This is a genomic window from Halopseudomonas sp. Lyrl_26 (assembly GCF_051948695.1).
Classification (GTDB): domain Bacteria; phylum Pseudomonadota; class Gammaproteobacteria; order Pseudomonadales; family Pseudomonadaceae; genus Halopseudomonas; species Halopseudomonas formosensis.
This window is the reverse complement of sequence record NZ_JAYJLH010000001.1, coordinates 436889-451113: the sequence shown is the minus strand read 5'-3', so window position 1 is coordinate 451113 and position 14225 is coordinate 436889. Positions and strand designations below refer to the sequence as shown.

Here is a 14225-nt window from a genome sequence, read left to right as displayed (position 1 = left end):
CTAGAGCTCACGCTCGACAAGTCGACCCTCGCTGAGGGTAAGGGCCCGGTCCATCTGCGCGGCCAGCCCCAGATCGTGGGTCACCACCAGAAAGGCGGTCTGCAGCCGCTGGCTCAGCTCCAGAATCAATTGCTGGACGCTGCGGGCGGTGTGCTGGTCGAGATTGCCGGTGGGCTCGTCAAGCAGTACACAGGCCGGCTCGTTGATCAGCGCCCGGGCAATGGCCACCCGCTGGCGCTCGCCGCCGGACAGCTCCGCCGGTTTGTGACCCGCACGCTGGGCCAGACCCACCCGCTCGAGCATGGCCATACCCCGCTGACGCGCCTCGCCGATGGGAGTCGATCCGATCAGCAATGGCATGCAGACGTTCTCCAGGGCAGTGAACTCAGGCAGCAGGTGGTGAAACTGGTAGACGAACCCCAGCTCACTGTTGCGCATGCGGCCGCGCTCGGCTTCACGGAGCGCGGACATCTGACGGCCGGCCAGCCAGACCTCCCCGCTGGTAGGCGTGTCCAGGCCGCCCAGCATGTTCAGCAGCGTGGTCTTGCCCGAGCCCGAGCTGCCGACGATGGCCACACGCTCCCCGGCGCGCAGCAGCAGGTCGACCTTCTGCAGCACCTGCAGACTCTGGGGACCGACCGCGTACTCCTTGCTCAGGCTGCGGCATTCCAATACTACTTCAGTCATAACGAAGGGCCTCCGCCGGTTCAGTACGGGATGCGCGCCAGGCCGGATACAGCGTGGCAAGGAAGCTCATGCCCAGCGCCGCGCCACAGATGACGATCACATCGGTCCAGATCAGCTGGGACGGCAGATAGCTGATGAAGTACACATCCGAGCTGAGAAACTGGATGCCCAGAAGGCTTTCAAGCCCGGCGACCATGGACGACACATTAAGGGCCGCCAGTACCCCCAGGACTCCCCCAACCAGGGTGCCGACCACACCGATCACCGAGCCCTGGACCATGAAAATGCCCATGATGGTCCCCGGCGAACAGCCCAGGGTACGCAGGATGGCGATATCCGCCTTCTTGTCGGTCACCACCATCACCAGGGTCGAGATGATATTGAAGGCCGCTACCGCGATGATCAGGATCAGCAACAGCCCGATCATGGTCTTTTCCATGCGGATGGCCGCAAACAGGTTTCCGTGGCTGCGGGTCCAGTCCTGGGCGTAGTAGCTGCCCGGCAGCGTGGTCACCAGGTCCCAGGCGACACTCGGAGCCTGGAACAGGTCATGCAGCTGCAGGCGCACGCCCTGCACCTGCCCCGGCTCCCAACGGCTCAGCCGCGCAGCATCGGCCACGTGTACCATGGCCATGGAGGCATCCAGCTCGGCACCGACCTTGAAGATGCCCACCACATGGAAGCGCTTGAGCCGCGGGAACACACCAGCGGGGGTGACCGAGGCTTCGGGCATGACGAAGGTCAGCTTGTCGCCCAGCTGCACACCGAAACGGCGAGCGATCAGCTCACCGATGACGATGCCGAACTCCCCTTCGCGCAGATCCTCGAGGCTGCCCGCCTGCACGTGATTGCCGAGAATCGACACCCGCTGTTCGGCCTCGGGATCGATCCCCGTGGCCAGTACCGGTGCGACGCTGCCGTTATGGGTCAGCATGCCCTGCATCTGGATGAAGGGCGCGACCCCGACCACCTGCGGGTGCTGCTCCAGCTGCGTGGCAAGGCTGCGCCAGTCGTCGATCGGCTGATAACCGTTGATGCTGGCATGGGGCACCATGCCGAGGATGCGGGTACGCAGCTCGCGATCAAAACCATTCATGACCGACAGCACCAGGATCATCACCAGCACCCCCAGCGTCAGCCCCAGCATGGATATCAGCGAAATGAAGGAAATGAAGTGGTTTCTACGCTTGGCCCGCGTGTACCGCAGACCGATGAAAAACGGTAGGGGTCTGAACATGGAATACCAGTTTACCTGTGGGATGGTCCCGATGAGGGCTGTTCGGCTGCACATGTTACACTGAAACCGGTCCCGGTAAACCAGCAAGGTCAGATGTCATGCGCCCAGATAATCCGCCCGATGTGCATGCCGGTTATTTCCAGCTCCAGGATCATCTGGCACTGGATTTCCGGCTGACGGAGCCACCGGGGGACACCCCCTCGGACAACCCCGACTCGCCTTTGTTCGGCATGCTCGGCGAGTTGCAGGTGCTGGAGCACGAATCCCAGCACCTGCTGCGCCAGATCGGCGAACGGGATCGGGTTCTGGCCGCCTGTCTGAAGACTTTCAGCAAGCGCATCGACCTGCTTGCGCAGGCCACTGCCCTGCAGCTGACCAGCGACCTCGGCAGCCCGATTCCGGTGGTGATCAGCGAGGCAGGCCTGAGCTTCACCACCGACGTCTCCCTGGCATCCGGCCAGTGGATAGCCCTGCGTCTGCTGCTGTCGAATGTGACCGGTATGGCAACCCTGGCACGGATTGCCGACAGCCGGCGGGATCCTGCTTCCGGACGATACGCGATACAGGTAAGCTTCCATCACAGTGAAACCCAGCGCCAGTTGCTGGCCAGGTACATAGTGCAGCGACAGGCGCAGGACATCCGAGCCGCCAAACAGAACGAAAGGACCTCGACATGATGCGACTATTGCCCATTGCCCTCAGTGCTGCCCTGCTCACGGCCACACCGGCCCAGGCTGACACCCTGACCATTCCCCTCGGGGAGCAGGCCGGGTCGGTACAGCAGAGCCTGCCGAAGCGGGGCACCAGCAGGGCCCAGGTACAGCGCACCCACGGCGAGCCGACTACCCGCCATGCGGCAGTGGGCCAACCGCCCATCACCCGCTGGGATTACCCCGGCTACAGCGTCTACTTCGAATATGACCACGTGATCCACGCGGTGCGTCATCACACTCCACGCAGCAACTGATCCACAGGGAGCAACATGCTCATATACGGCCACCGGGGTGCCCGCGGCGAAGCACCGGAAAACACCCTGGCCAGTTTTGCCAGTGCCCTGCAGGCCGGAGTCACCCGCGTTGAGCTGGACCTGCACCTGTCCGCCGATCACCAGTTGATGGTGATCCACGACCCGACCCTGCAACGTACTACCGGTATTCGCGGCCGCGTCGCCGCCCATACCGCCGAACAGCTGGGCCGCATGGATGCCCGTCTGGGTCTGAAGGGCTGGGCCCAACCCTGCCCCATTCCAACCCTTGAGCAGCTGTTCCAGACCTTCCCGCAGTTCGAGCACTATCAGCTGGAAGTCAAGAGCGGCTCCAAGGGCCAGGCCGGCGCGGTACTCGAGGCGATCACCGATCTGGTAGGCCGCTACCAGCTGCAGGACAAGGTGGTGATTACCTCTGCCAGCCGCGACCTGCTGCGCCAGGCCCGAAACAGCCAGTGCCCCCTGCCCACCGGGCTGGTGGAGGAGTACGGCATGCTCGATCCGATAAAAAGCGCCCTGCGCTACCAATGCCGCTTTCTCGCCCTGAGCTGGAAACTCTGCACCCCTGCCCGCGTAGCCCGGGCCCAGAGCCATGGTCTGCATGTATCGGCCTGGACGGTGAACGAGCCATCGCTGATGCTGAAATTGCGGGACATGGGCGTGGACAGTCTGATAACCGATGTGCCGCACCTGGCCATGACGGTTCTGGGTGATCGGCCCAGCCCCGCGTCCCAGCCCGCCGATTAGCTTCTGAGTTGCATCGGGAAAACCGTCAGCAGCATGGCAGTGCCCGCCGTTGCGTTGGGACGCCCCCGATACGACCGTTGGATGTCAGGGATGGCATCAACGAGCCCACAGGAGCGGGTTCACGGCGTGTGGTGGCGGGGGCGTACCCATGCAAAGGCCTGCAAAGAACTCACCCCCGCCAGACAAGTCAGAACAAGCGCCCCAATCCATCCAGTGCCGCCACCCGATAGGCTTCGGCCATGGTCGGATAGTTGAAGGTGGTGTTGACGAAATACTTGATGGTATTGGCCTCACCCTTCTGGTTCATGATGGCCTGACCGATGTGCACGATCTCCGAGGCCTGGTCACCGAAGCAGTGGATGCCCAGCACCTGCAGGGTCTCGCGATGGAACAGGATCTTCAGCATGCCCACCGGCTCGCCACTGATCTGCGCCCGGGCGGTGTTCTTGAAGAACGCCTGCCCCACCTCGTAGGGCACCCGCTCTGCAGTCAGCTCACGCTCGGTCTTGCCCAGCGAGCTGATCTCCGGAATGGTGTAGATACCGGTGGGCACATCATCGACGAAACGCCAGCTGTCGTTCTCGACGATGTTGCCCGCAGCCGAACGCCCCTGGTCGAAGGCCGCACTGGCCAGGCTCGGCCAGCCGATCACATCGCCCGCTGCGTAGATGTTGGGCACCTCGGTGCGATAGTGCTCATCCACCGTCAGCTGACCGCGACTGTTAGCCTCCAGGCCGACGTTCTCCAATCCCAGGCCGTCGGTATTACCGGTGCGCCCGTTGCACCAGAGGAAGGCGTCAGCCTTGATCTTCTTGCCCGACTTCAGATGCAGCACCACGCCACCATCCTTGAGTCCCTCGACCTTCTCGTACTCCTCGTTGTTACGAATCAGCGCCATGTTGGCGCGCAGATGGTAACTGAGGGCATCGGAGATCTCGTCATCGAGGAAGCTCAGCAGCCGGTCGCGGTTGTGGATGAGGTCGACCTTCACCCCCAGACCACAGAAGATCGAGGCGTATTCGCAACCGATCACCCCCGCACCGTAGATGATCAGCGTCCGCGGCGTGTGATTGAGCTTGAGGATGGTGTCGCTGTCGTAGATGCGCGGGTGATTGAAATCGATATCCGCCGGGCGGTAGGGCCGCGAGCCGGTGGCGATGATGACTTCCCTGGTTACCAGGCGATCCACGGCACCGTCGGCGTTGACCAGTTCGATGGTATTGGCGTCGGCAAAACTGCCCTTGCCGTAGAACAGATCGATACGGTTGCGCGCGTAGTAACTGTGGCGGGACCGGACCTGCAGGTTGATCACCGCCTCGGCGCTCTTGAGAACGTCGGGGAAGGAAAAGTCCCGGGGCTCGGAGATCACCCGAAACATGGGGTTGGTGTTGAACTGGATGATCTGCTTGACCGAGTAACGCAGCGCCTTGGACGGGATGGTGCCCAGATGGACGCAGTTGCCGCCCACCATGTTCCGCTCCTCGACCATCGCCACCCTGCGCCCGAGCTTGGCCGCATTGACCGCGGCGCCCTCCCCCGCCGGGCCAGCGCCCAGCACTACCACGTCATAGTTGTAAACAGCCATTCACCTTCTGCCTGTATGGATTCGCTATTGGTCTGTAAACCGGCTCACCCTCACATTATCTGTCTTGTTCACGGGCCGACGCGTCATAGAAACCGACGCCGCCGGACTCTGCGGGGTCCTGCTTCGATTCTTCACATTTGGCGGGATTGCCGCCACAGATGGTGCAGCTGCTGTCAATGCCCGCTGCCCCCATCCCACCGCAGGATCCCGCGATGGGCTTGCGTCCGGCCATGACACCTACCGCCATGCCCGCTACGCATAACAACATTACCGCAAAGGTCACAAGCCAAAGCATGCTCTACTCCTCGCCCTGCTGAAGGGCCTTGAATCCTGGGGTACTGCGCGAAACGAAGCCGTCCCCCTCGCGAATGACGAACAGCGCGGCCAGATCGTGTTCCATCGCGTAGTCCCAGCCCTGCTCACTGCCCTTGACCAGCAACACCGTGGACAGGCCGTCCGCCCAGGCGGCGGAGGGATGCAGCACGGTCACTGCCGCCAGGTCCTGCAAAACGGGGCTGCCACTCACCGGGTCGAAGGTATGCGAATAGCGCATGCCGTCCTGCTCGAAGAAGTTGCGGTAGTCCCCGGAGGTCGACACGCTGTAGCCGCGCAATGGCAGTACCAGCTGTGCCACCCGGCTCTCGTCGCGGGGCTCTTCCACGGCAATGCGCCATGGCAGGCCACCGGGCTTGAGTCCGTCTGCCCTGAGCTCTCCGGTAAGCTCTACCATATAACTTTCGATGCCCATTGCAATCAGACGTTCAGCTACCCGGTCGACCATGTAGCCAGCGGCAAGGCCGCTGATGTCGAGCTCCAGCTCCCGGTCCTTGCACACCTGATTGCCACGCACCTGCAGGTGCTGGTGCCCGGTTCGCTCCTTCACCGCAGCGATGGCGGCCGCGTCCGGCACACGGGGCCCGGCTTCACCGTGGAAGCCCCAGAGCCGCATCAGCGGTCCGAGGGTGATGTCGAAGCTGCCTTCGCTCTGCTCATGCAGTTCTTCGGCCAATGTCACCAGATCGAGGATCGACTGGGGCATTTGCTCACAGGTACCGGCGGGAGCGGCGTTGAAGCGTGACAACAGGGAATGGGGACGCCAGGTCGAGGCTGCTTCCTCGAACTCTTCGAGCATCTCATCCACCTGTAGTTTGACTTCCGAGGCAGGAAGACTGTCAGCGTCCGCCACCCACTTGATCGAATAGGTGCTGCCCATGGTGCTGCCGTAGATCTCGACAACAGCTTCGCTGGAATTGAAACAGCCCATCAGGGCTGCTGCCAGGGCAGCAACACTGATGGGCTGGATGAGGCGACGCAACATGTCAGCCGCCGAAGTCATCGAGCAGGATGTTCTCCGGCTCCACACCCAGGTCCTGAAGCATCTTGATGACCGAGGCGTTCATCATCGGCGGTCCACACATGTAGTACTCGCAATCCTCCGGAGCCGGATGATCCTTGAGGTAGTTCTCGTAGAGCACGTTATGGATGAAGCCGGTCGGGCCGGTCCAGTTGTCCCCCGGCAGCGCATCGGACAGTGCCAGATGCCACTCGAAGTTCTCATGCTCGGCGGCCAGTTTGTCGTACTCCTCGACGTAGAAGGCCTCGCGCAGCGAGCGTGCGCCGTACCAGAAGGAGATCTTGCGCTTGGTCTTGATGCGCAGCAGCTGATCCATGATGTGCGAGCGCATCGGTGCCATGCCCGCACCACCACCGATGAACACCATCTCCGCGTCGGTATCCTTGGCAAAGAATTCGCCGAAGGGACCGTATACGGTGATCTTGTCGCCCGGCTTCAGGCTGAACACGTAGGACGACATGATGCCCGGCGGGATATCGTCACGTCCGGGCGGCGGCGTGGCCACACGGATGTTGAACTTGACGATGCCCTTCTCTTCCGGATAGTTGGCCATCGAATAGGCTCGGATCACCGGCTCTTCGACCTTGGACACGTAGCGCCAGATGTCGAACTTGTCCCAGTCCGGGTGGAACTCGGGCTGGATGTCGAAATCCTTGTAGTGAACGGTATGCGGCGGGCACTCCAGCTGCACGTAGCCGCCGGCACGGAAGTCCACGTTCTCGCCCTCGGGCAGACGCAGCGTAAGCTCCTTGATGAAGGTGGCCACGTTGGGGTTGGACTCGACGGTGCACTCCCACTTCTTGACCCCGAACACCTCCTCCGGAACCTGAATCTTCATGTCCTGCTTGACCGGGGTCTGACAGGACAGGCGCCAGCCTTCACGGGCCTCGCGCTTGTTGAAGTGCGACTCCTCGGTAGCCAGCATACCGCCGCCACCGCTCTCGACGATGCACTTGCACTGAGCACAGGTGCCGCCGCCGCCACAGGCGGAAGAGAGGAAGATGCCATTGTCGGCGAGAGTACCCAGCAACTTGCCGCCAGCCGGCACCGTGATGGTCCGCTCACCGTTGATTTCGATACTCACATCACCGCTGGAGACCAGGCGGGAACGTGCGAGAAGGATGATCACCACCAGCGCCAGCACGATGCCGGTGAACATTCCGATGGGTAACAGTAGATCTACTATCGACATGTCCATTCCTTACAGTTGTACGCCGGAGAAGGACATGAAGCCCAGCGACATCAGGCCCACAGTGATAAAGGTGATACCCAGACCGCGCAGCCCCTCGGGAACATCACTGTACTTCAGCTTTTCACGGATAGCGGCCAGCAGAACGATGGCCAGCGCCCAGGACAGACCGGAGCCGACACCGTAGACCACGCTCTCGCTGAAGTTGTAATCGCGCTCGACCATGAACAGGGTGCCACCCATGATGGCGCAGTTCACGGTGATCAGCGGCAGGAAGATACCCAGAGCGCCGTAGAGGGCCGGAATATACTTGTCCATGACCATTTCCATGATCTGCACCAGCGCAGCGATCAGGCCGATGTAGCACAGCAGACCGAGGAAGCTCAGATCCGCCTCGGGCAGACCGGCCCAGGCCAGGGCGCCATCACGCAGTACATAGGTATACAGCAGGTTGTTCGCCGGGACGGTGACCACCTGCACCACCACCACGGCGATACCCAGCATCAGCGCCGTTTCCACCTTCTTGGAAATCGCCAGGAAGGTACACATGCCGAGGAAGAAAGCCAGGGCCATGTTCTCGACGAACACCGCCTTGACGAAGAGACTGATGTAATGCTCCATCAGTAGGCCTCCTTGTTGGATACCTGAGGTGCCATCTTGTATTCCGGAACTTCGATCTGTTCACGCTTCCAGGAGCGCAGAGCCCAGATGAAGAGACCGATCAGGAAGAACGCCGAGGGTGGCAGCAACAGCATGCCGTTGGGCAGATACCAGCCGCCGTTGTTGACGGTCGGCAGTATGGTGTAGCCGAACAGCGAACCGGCACCGACCAGCTCCCGGACAAAGCCCAGGGCCAGCAGCATCACGCTGTAACCCAGACCATTGCCGATACCGTCGAAGAACGACAGCACCGGCGGGTTCTGCATGGCAAAACCTTCGGCACGGCCCATGACGATACAGTTGGTGATGATCAGACCGACGAACACCGACAGCTGCTTGCTCAGTGCGTAGGCGAAGGCCTTGAGCACCTGGTCGACCACGATCACCAGCGAAGCGATGATGACCACCTGTACGATCATCCGGATGGCGCTCGGAATCTGGCTGCGGATCAGTGAGATGAACATGCTGGAGAAACCGGCTACCAGCGTCAGTGCAATACACATGACCAGCGAGGTCTTGAGGTTGGAGGTGACCGCCAGAGCCGAACAGATACCCAGGATCTGCAGACCGATCGGGTTATTCTTGAAAACGGGATCCAGCAGGACACCGCTGATTGTGTGCTTGGACATGATCAGACCTCCCCTGCGCGAAGATTGTTGATGAAGGCACCGAAGCCGTTCTCACCCAGCCAGAAGTGCAGCAGATTGTTGACGCCATTGCCGGTCAGGGTCGCGCCCGCCAGACCATCGACCTGATGCGAGGCATCCGGGCCGGTGGAATCGGCACCGCCCTTTACCAGGCGGATGGCGACGTTGCCATTCTCGTCGTAGACCTGCTTGCCGGGCCACTGCCCGCGCCAGCGCGGGTTGTCCACCTCACCACCCAGACCGGGGGTTTCGGCGTGCTGGTAGAAGCCCAGGCCCTGCACCGTGGTCAGGTCGCTCTCCAGTGCAAGGAAGCCATGCAGAGTGGACCACAGACCGTAGCCGCGAATCGGAAGTACCAGAGTTTCCATGTCACCGCTGGCGTCTTCCACGATGTAGACCACGCTGAACTTCTCAAGGCGCTTGATCGAGGCAATATCCTCGGCGCCGGTCAGCACACGACTGGTGCTCGGCTCCCGGGCAGCGGCCAGCGGATCGAAGGTCGTGGGGTCATGTTCGTCACTGAACTGCCCCGTTTCCAGATTCACCAGACGGGCCACGATGCGCTCGTCGAACAGACGCTGCACGTCCGCGGCGGACATGGTGGGATCGCCCAGACCGGCAATCGCCAGGATGTTGCGCTGCTTGTCCAGCTGGCTGTTGACCACCTGAATGGGCTTGAGTGCGACGGCCGCACCGGCCACCAGCACCGAACACACCAGGCAGACCAGAAGTGCGACCAGCAGCGTGCGAGCGGTAGATTCTTTCTGATTAGACATTGCGCGCCAGCCTCCGCTTGATGTTCGCCTTGACTACAAAATGATCAATCAGAGGAGCACAGAGGTTGGCAAACAGGATCGCCAGCATCATGCCCTCGGGGAACGCCGGGTTGACCACGCGGATGAGCACCACCATGACGCCGATCAGGATGCCGAATACCCACTTGCCGGTATTGGTCATTGATGCCGAAACCGGGTCGGTCGCCATGAAGATCATGCCGAAGGCAAAGCCGCCGGTGACCATGTGCCAGTACCAGGGCATGGAGAACATCGGGTTGGTGTCCGAACCGATGAAGTTGAACAGGGTGCTCAGCGCAACCATACCGATCATCACGCCGGCGACAATGCGCCAGGAGGCGATCTTGGTCAGCAGCAGCACGGCGCCACCAATGAAGATGGCCAGGGTGCTGGTCTCCCCGATCGAGCCGTGCATGGTACCGATGAAGGCATCCATCCAGCTCAGACCGCCCTCGACGATGGCGTCGATACCGCCCGCACCCGCCACGCTCAGGGCGGTCGCACCGGCGAAGCCGTCCACCGCGGTCCATACAGCGTCACCGGAGATCTGTGCCGGATAGGCAAAGAACAGGAAGGCGCGTCCGGTCAGGGCCGGGTTGAGGAAGTTCTTGCCGGTACCACCGAACACTTCCTTGCCGATCACCACACCGAAGCTGATACCCAGCGCTACCTGCCAGAGCGGAATGCTCGGCGGCACGATCAGGGCGAACAGCACGGAAGTGACGAAGAAACCTTCGTTGACCTCATGCCGGCGGATGCTGGCGAAGAGCACTTCCCAGAAACCGCCGACCACGAAGGTCACCAGGTAGATCGGCAGGAACCAGGTGGCGCCATAGACCAGGTTGTCCCACACGCTGCCGGGGTCGAAGCCGGCCAGCATGGCGGTGACAGCCAGCCGCCAGCCGTCCTGAGCGGCCAGCAGTTCCGGGTTGGCTGCAAAGATGGTATTGGCCTGATAGCCAACGTTCCACATGCCGAAGAACATCGCCGGGAAGGTGCACAGCCAGACGGTGATCATCATGCGCTTGAGGTCGATACCGTCACGCACGTGAGCCGTGGTCCGGGTCACACTGCTCGGCTTGTACAGGAAGGTATCCACGGCTTCGTAGAGCGGATACCACTTCTCGTAGCGACCACCGGGTTCGAAGTGGTGCTCGATCTTGTCAAGATAGTTTCGCAAGCCCATGGTTACCCCTCTATCTCGATGCGCGTGAGGTTGTCACGCAGGATCGGGCCATATTCATACTTGCCGGCGCAGACATAGCTGCACAGCGCCAGATCTTCCTCGTCCAGCTCCAGACAGCCGAGCTTCTGAGCCATGTCGGTGTCACCGACGATGAGTGCCCGCAGCAGCTGGGTCGGCAGGATATCCAGAGGCATGACCTCCTCGTAGTTGCCGACCGGCACCATGGCACGCGCACTTCCGTTGGTGCTGGTGGTGAAGTCGAACAGTCTGGAGGGGTTCAGCTTCGAAATGAAGATGTTCAGTACCGAGTGCTTGTTGACGCCAGCACGCAGGTAGTGGAACAGCTCACGCTGGGTACCCTCCTGCAGCACGGACACCTGCAGATGGTAGCGCCCCAGGTAGTTGGCAGCGCCACGGGCAACCCGGCCACCCAGCACCGAGCCGGAGATGACGCGGTTATTGCCCGGCTTCATTTCACCGGCGGTGAGTTCGGCCAGGTTCACGCCCAGACGCGTACGCACCAGACGCGGCCGCTCGACCTGCGGCCCGGCAAGGGCAACCACACGCTCGGTGGACAGCTGACCGCTGGTGAACAGGCGACCCACGGCCACCACATCCTGATAATTGATGTGCCACACCCGGCGCTGTTCGCTGACCGGCTCCAGCATATGGATATGGGTGCCGACCAGGCCCGCCGGATGGGGGCCCGCGAAGCTCTCGGTGCGCACCCCGGCCAGCCCTTCGCCCGGTACGGTCGCACCATGGGCCTTGCACAGCCAGATACCGGCCAGACGAGCCAGTACCCGCAGACCGTTCTCGAAGTCGGGCGCACAGCCCTGGAGGATAACGGCCGGATCTGCAGCAAGAGGATGGGTGTCGATTGCAGTAACAAAGATCGAGGACGGCGTGGCGTCCACTGCCGGCACCTTGCTGTAGGGGCGGGTGCGCAGTGCAGTCCACAGGCCGGAAGCAATGAGTTTGTCGCGGACCTGCTGGGCGTCAAGCGTATCGAGGGATTCGGGCGAATGTGCGCCGAAATCGACAGCCTCATCCCCCTCGACGTCTATCACCACCGACTGCAGGACGCGCTTCTCGCCACGATTGATGGCGCTGACCACCCCACTGGCCGGCGCGGTATAGATCACCCCTGGATTCTTCTTGTCGCTGAACAGGATCTGACCCACCTTCACCCGGTCACCGACCTGGACCTCCATGGTAGGTTTCATACCATGGTAGTCGAATCCCACCAGCGCCACGCTGCGCGCCGGACGGGCGTCTTCGATGCGCTGCTCTGGTGAGCCGGTGATTGGCAGGTCCAAGCCCCGTTTGATCTTTATCATACGAATAGCCTAATCACATTTTATAATGGGTAGAGCGCAATGGGCCGGCCCGGGACATAGGAACGCCCCGCTGAAATTGACAGGTGAAAGTCAGGCAAGGCCCGCCATGGCGCCGCTCAAAAAATCTGGTCAAGTATAAAGACCATGCTCCTTCAAAGCTACACAACTGCAGGCTTTTTCAGATTTTCCCGGGGCTTGCGAGCGGAGCGGCGAAAAATCCCCTGTTGGCCCTGATCGCCCCCGAACCATGCCCCCGCAGGGGAAATCAGGAGCCCGCGGGAGGCCAATAAAAAAGGCGCCGAAGCGCCTTTTTTATTTACCACTTGTTACAGCTCCGGGAAGGCCGGCGGGTTGACCCCAGCCATGTCCTCGAGCACGCGGATCACCTGGCAGCTGTAGCCGAACTCGTTGTCGTACCACACGTACAGGATCACCCGGTCGTCATTGCAGATGGTGGCTTCGGCATCCACCACACCGGCGTGGCGGGAGCCGACGAAGTCGGTGGAAACCACTTCCTGACTGTTGGTGAAGTCAATCTGCTTGTGCAGGTCGGAGTGCAGCGCCATGTAGCGCAGGTACTCGTTGACTTCCTCGCGGTTGGTGGCGGTCTTGAGGTTCAGGTTCAGGATCGCCATGGACACGTTCGGTGTCGGTACGCGGATGGCATTGCCGCTCAGCTTGCCGGCCAGCTCCGGCAGCGCCTTGGCCACGGCCTTGGCGGCACCGGTCTCGGTGATGACCATGTTCAGCGCCGCACTGCGGCCACGACGGTTGCCCTTGTGGAAGTTGTCGATCAGGTTCTGGTCGTTGGTGTAGGAGTGCACGGTCTCCACGTGACCATTGTTGATGCCGAACTTGTCATTCATTGCCTTGAGCACCGGCACGATGGCGTTGGTGGTGCAGGAAGCGGCAGAGACGATCTTGTCGTCATCGGTGATCCAGCTGTGGTTGATGCCGTGAACGATGTTCTTCAGATCGCCCTTGCCCGGGGCAGTCAGCACCACACGACTGATGCCTTCGCACTTGAGGTGCTGGGACAGGCCGGCCTCATCGCGCCAGACACCGGTGTTATCCACCAGGATGGCATCCTTGATGCCATAGGCGGCATAGTTCACCGTGCTCGGATCGCTGGCGTAGATGAACTGGATGCGAGTGCCGTTGGCGGTAAGGGTGTTGTTCTCTTCGTCGATGGTGATGGTGCCCTGGAAGGAGCCGTGTACCGAGTCCCGACGCAGCAGGCTGGCGCGCTTGGCCAGGTCATTGGCCGCACCCTTGCGCACCACCACTGCCCGCAGACGCAGACCGTCACCGGCGCCGGCCTTCTCGACCAGAATGCGCGCCAGCAGACGACCGATACGGCCGAAGCCGTAAAGCACCACGTCACGCCCTTCGCGCTTTTCACCCTTGCGGCCGATGATGCTGGCCAGTTCGCGACGCAGGAAGGTATCCAGATCACCGGAGCCCTCCTCCTGGAACTTGACCGCCAGGCGCGCGACATCAATCGAGGCCGGCCCCAGATCCAGATCCACCAGCGCCTTGATCACCGGGAAGGTGTCATGCACCGACAGTTCGTTATCGTCGATCTGGCGGGCAAAGCGATGGGACTTGAGCAGGCTGATCACCGACCGGTTGACCAGTGCTCGGCCATAGATGGATGTGACCACATTGTGTTCACGGTACAGGCGTCCAATCAGGGGGATCATCGCCTCGGCAGTTGCTTCCCGATCAGTCCAATTGTCCAGGCATTGCTCGTATTGGGCTTGAGTCACAGTTCTTCCTTCCAGGTCATGGGAGCCAAAGGGCCAACAAAGGGC

General features: G+C 61.6%; 15 protein-coding genes. 3 read left to right on the top strand and 12 right to left on the bottom strand.

The genetic code is table 11. The features are described from left to right. Together lolD and VF673_RS02210 are read right to left on the bottom strand one after the other, a co-directional pair. Positions 1 to 687, bottom strand: coding sequence for a lipoprotein-releasing ABC transporter ATP-binding protein LolD (gene lolD, locus VF673_RS02215; protein WP_440290713.1), 687 nt, complete (start codon positions 685 to 687; stop codon positions 1 to 3). Further along, on the bottom strand, positions 680 to 1924 hold the full coding sequence (locus VF673_RS02210) for a lipoprotein-releasing ABC transporter permease subunit (protein WP_440290712.1): 1245 nt from the start codon (positions 1922 to 1924) through the stop codon (positions 680 to 682). Before VF673_RS02210 ends, lolD begins: the two co-directional genes overlap by 8 nt. 98 nt (positions 1925 to 2022) lie before the next feature. On the opposite strand from VF673_RS02210, the gene VF673_RS02205 reads away from it, so the two are divergent. Genes VF673_RS02205 through VF673_RS02195 form a run of 3 tightly spaced genes read left to right on the top strand, consistent with a single transcriptional unit; the run spans position 2023 to position 3656 of the window. Continuing rightward, positions 2023 to 2601: a PilZ domain-containing protein gene (locus tag VF673_RS02205; protein ID WP_440290711.1), complete on the top strand. Its 579-nt coding sequence runs from the start codon at positions 2023 to 2025 to the stop codon at positions 2599 to 2601. Continuing rightward, a complete protein-coding gene (locus VF673_RS02200; protein WP_440290710.1) occupies positions 2598 to 2891 on the top strand; it encodes a phosphodiesterase in 294 nt (97 codons plus the stop codon). The genes VF673_RS02205 and VF673_RS02200 overlap by 4 nt, the downstream gene beginning before the upstream one ends. Before the next feature lie 15 nt (positions 2892 to 2906). Further along, positions 2907 to 3656 (top strand): glycerophosphodiester phosphodiesterase, encoded by a 750-nt coding sequence (locus tag VF673_RS02195; RefSeq protein WP_440290709.1) that lies wholly within the window; start codon positions 2907 to 2909, stop codon positions 3654 to 3656. Between the two features lie 187 nt (positions 3657 to 3843). Here the strand turns inward: VF673_RS02195 and sthA are convergent, their stop codons facing one another. The 10 genes from sthA to VF673_RS02145 form a co-directional block, all read right to left on the bottom strand. Further along, complete coding sequence (sthA, locus tag VF673_RS02190) at positions 3844 to 5241, bottom strand: Si-specific NAD(P)(+) transhydrogenase (protein WP_440290708.1); 1398 nt, start codon at positions 5239 to 5241, stop codon at positions 3844 to 3846. A 55-nt stretch (positions 5242 to 5296) separates the two neighbouring features. Further along, positions 5297 to 5536, bottom strand: coding sequence for a (Na+)-NQR maturation NqrM (gene nqrM, locus VF673_RS02185; RefSeq protein WP_440290707.1), 240 nt, complete (start codon positions 5534 to 5536; stop codon positions 5297 to 5299). Positions 5537 to 5539: 3 nt separating this feature from the next. Then, on the bottom strand, positions 5540 to 6559 hold the full coding sequence (locus VF673_RS02180) for an FAD:protein FMN transferase (RefSeq protein ID WP_440290706.1): 1020 nt from the start codon (positions 6557 to 6559) through the stop codon (positions 5540 to 5542). Position 6560: 1 nt separating this feature from the next. After that, positions 6561 to 7787 (bottom strand): NADH:ubiquinone reductase (Na(+)-transporting) subunit F, encoded by a 1227-nt coding sequence (nqrF, locus tag VF673_RS02175; RefSeq protein ID WP_440290705.1) that lies wholly within the window; start codon positions 7785 to 7787, stop codon positions 6561 to 6563. Positions 7788 to 7796: 9 nt separating this feature from the next. Further along, positions 7797 to 8405 carry an NADH:ubiquinone reductase (Na(+)-transporting) subunit E gene (nqrE, locus tag VF673_RS02170; protein ID WP_090538577.1) on the bottom strand — a complete coding sequence of 203 codons (609 nt, stop codon included), beginning with the start codon at positions 8403 to 8405 and terminating at the stop codon, positions 7797 to 7799. Next, entirely contained in the window at positions 8405 to 9073 is a 669-nt protein-coding gene (locus tag VF673_RS02165) for an NADH:ubiquinone reductase (Na(+)-transporting) subunit D (protein ID WP_440290704.1), read from the bottom strand. Before VF673_RS02165 ends, nqrE begins: the two co-directional genes overlap by 1 nt. A gap of 2 nt (positions 9074 to 9075) precedes the next feature. Further along, a complete protein-coding gene (locus VF673_RS02160) occupies positions 9076 to 9867 on the bottom strand; it encodes a Na(+)-translocating NADH-quinone reductase subunit C (protein ID WP_440290703.1) in 792 nt (263 codons plus the stop codon). Then, on the bottom strand, positions 9860 to 11071 hold the full coding sequence (locus VF673_RS02155; RefSeq protein WP_440290702.1) for an NADH:ubiquinone reductase (Na(+)-transporting) subunit B: 1212 nt from the start codon (positions 11069 to 11071) through the stop codon (positions 9860 to 9862). Before VF673_RS02155 ends, VF673_RS02160 begins: the two co-directional genes overlap by 8 nt. Positions 11072 to 11073: 2 nt before the next feature. Further along, positions 11074 to 12411 carry a Na(+)-translocating NADH-quinone reductase subunit A gene (locus VF673_RS02150; protein WP_320330705.1) on the bottom strand — a complete coding sequence of 446 codons (1338 nt, stop codon included), beginning with the start codon at positions 12409 to 12411 and terminating at the stop codon, positions 11074 to 11076. Positions 12412 to 12737: 326 nt separating this feature from the next. Next, positions 12738 to 14180 carry a glyceraldehyde-3-phosphate dehydrogenase gene (locus VF673_RS02145; protein WP_273128478.1) on the bottom strand — a complete coding sequence of 481 codons (1443 nt, stop codon included), beginning with the start codon at positions 14178 to 14180 and terminating at the stop codon, positions 12738 to 12740. Positions 14181 to 14225 lie beyond the last annotated feature (45 nt).

What these genes read in the sequence shown, in the direction of transcription:
- VF673_RS02155 (WP_440290702.1), bottom strand. Translation starts at nt 11,071, where the DNA reads ATGGGCTTGCGAAACTATCTTGACAAGATCGAGCACCACTTCGAACCC.
- VF673_RS02205 (WP_440290711.1), top strand. Translation starts at nt 2,023, where the DNA reads ATGCGCCCAGATAATCCGCCCGATGTGCATGCCGGTTATTTCCAGCTC.
- VF673_RS02195 (WP_440290709.1), top strand. Translation starts at nt 2,907, where the DNA reads ATGCTCATATACGGCCACCGGGGTGCCCGCGGCGAAGCACCGGAAAAC.
- lolD (WP_440290713.1), bottom strand. Translation starts at nt 687, where the DNA reads ATGACTGAAGTAGTATTGGAATGCCGCAGCCTGAGCAAGGAGTACGCG.
- VF673_RS02150 (WP_320330705.1), bottom strand. Translation starts at nt 12,411, where the DNA reads ATGATAAAGATCAAACGGGGCTTGGACCTGCCAATCACCGGCTCACCA.
- VF673_RS02165 (WP_440290704.1), bottom strand. Translation starts at nt 9,073, where the DNA reads ATGTCCAAGCACACAATCAGCGGTGTCCTGCTGGATCCCGTTTTCAAG.
- nqrF (WP_440290705.1), bottom strand. Translation starts at nt 7,787, where the DNA reads ATGTCGATAGTAGATCTACTGTTACCCATCGGAATGTTCACCGGCATC.
- VF673_RS02200 (WP_440290710.1), top strand. Translation starts at nt 2,598, where the DNA reads ATGATGCGACTATTGCCCATTGCCCTCAGTGCTGCCCTGCTCACGGCC.
- nqrE (WP_090538577.1), bottom strand. Translation starts at nt 8,405, where the DNA reads ATGGAGCATTACATCAGTCTCTTCGTCAAGGCGGTGTTCGTCGAGAAC.
- sthA (WP_440290708.1), bottom strand. Translation starts at nt 5,241, where the DNA reads ATGGCTGTTTACAACTATGACGTGGTAGTGCTGGGCGCTGGCCCGGCG.
- VF673_RS02160 (WP_440290703.1), bottom strand. Translation starts at nt 9,867, where the DNA reads ATGTCTAATCAGAAAGAATCTACCGCTCGCACGCTGCTGGTCGCACTT.
- nqrM (WP_440290707.1), bottom strand. Translation starts at nt 5,536, where the DNA reads ATGCTTTGGCTTGTGACCTTTGCGGTAATGTTGTTATGCGTAGCGGGC.
- VF673_RS02210 (WP_440290712.1), bottom strand. Translation starts at nt 1,924, where the DNA reads ATGTTCAGACCCCTACCGTTTTTCATCGGTCTGCGGTACACGCGGGCC.
- VF673_RS02180 (WP_440290706.1), bottom strand. Translation starts at nt 6,559, where the DNA reads ATGTTGCGTCGCCTCATCCAGCCCATCAGTGTTGCTGCCCTGGCAGCA.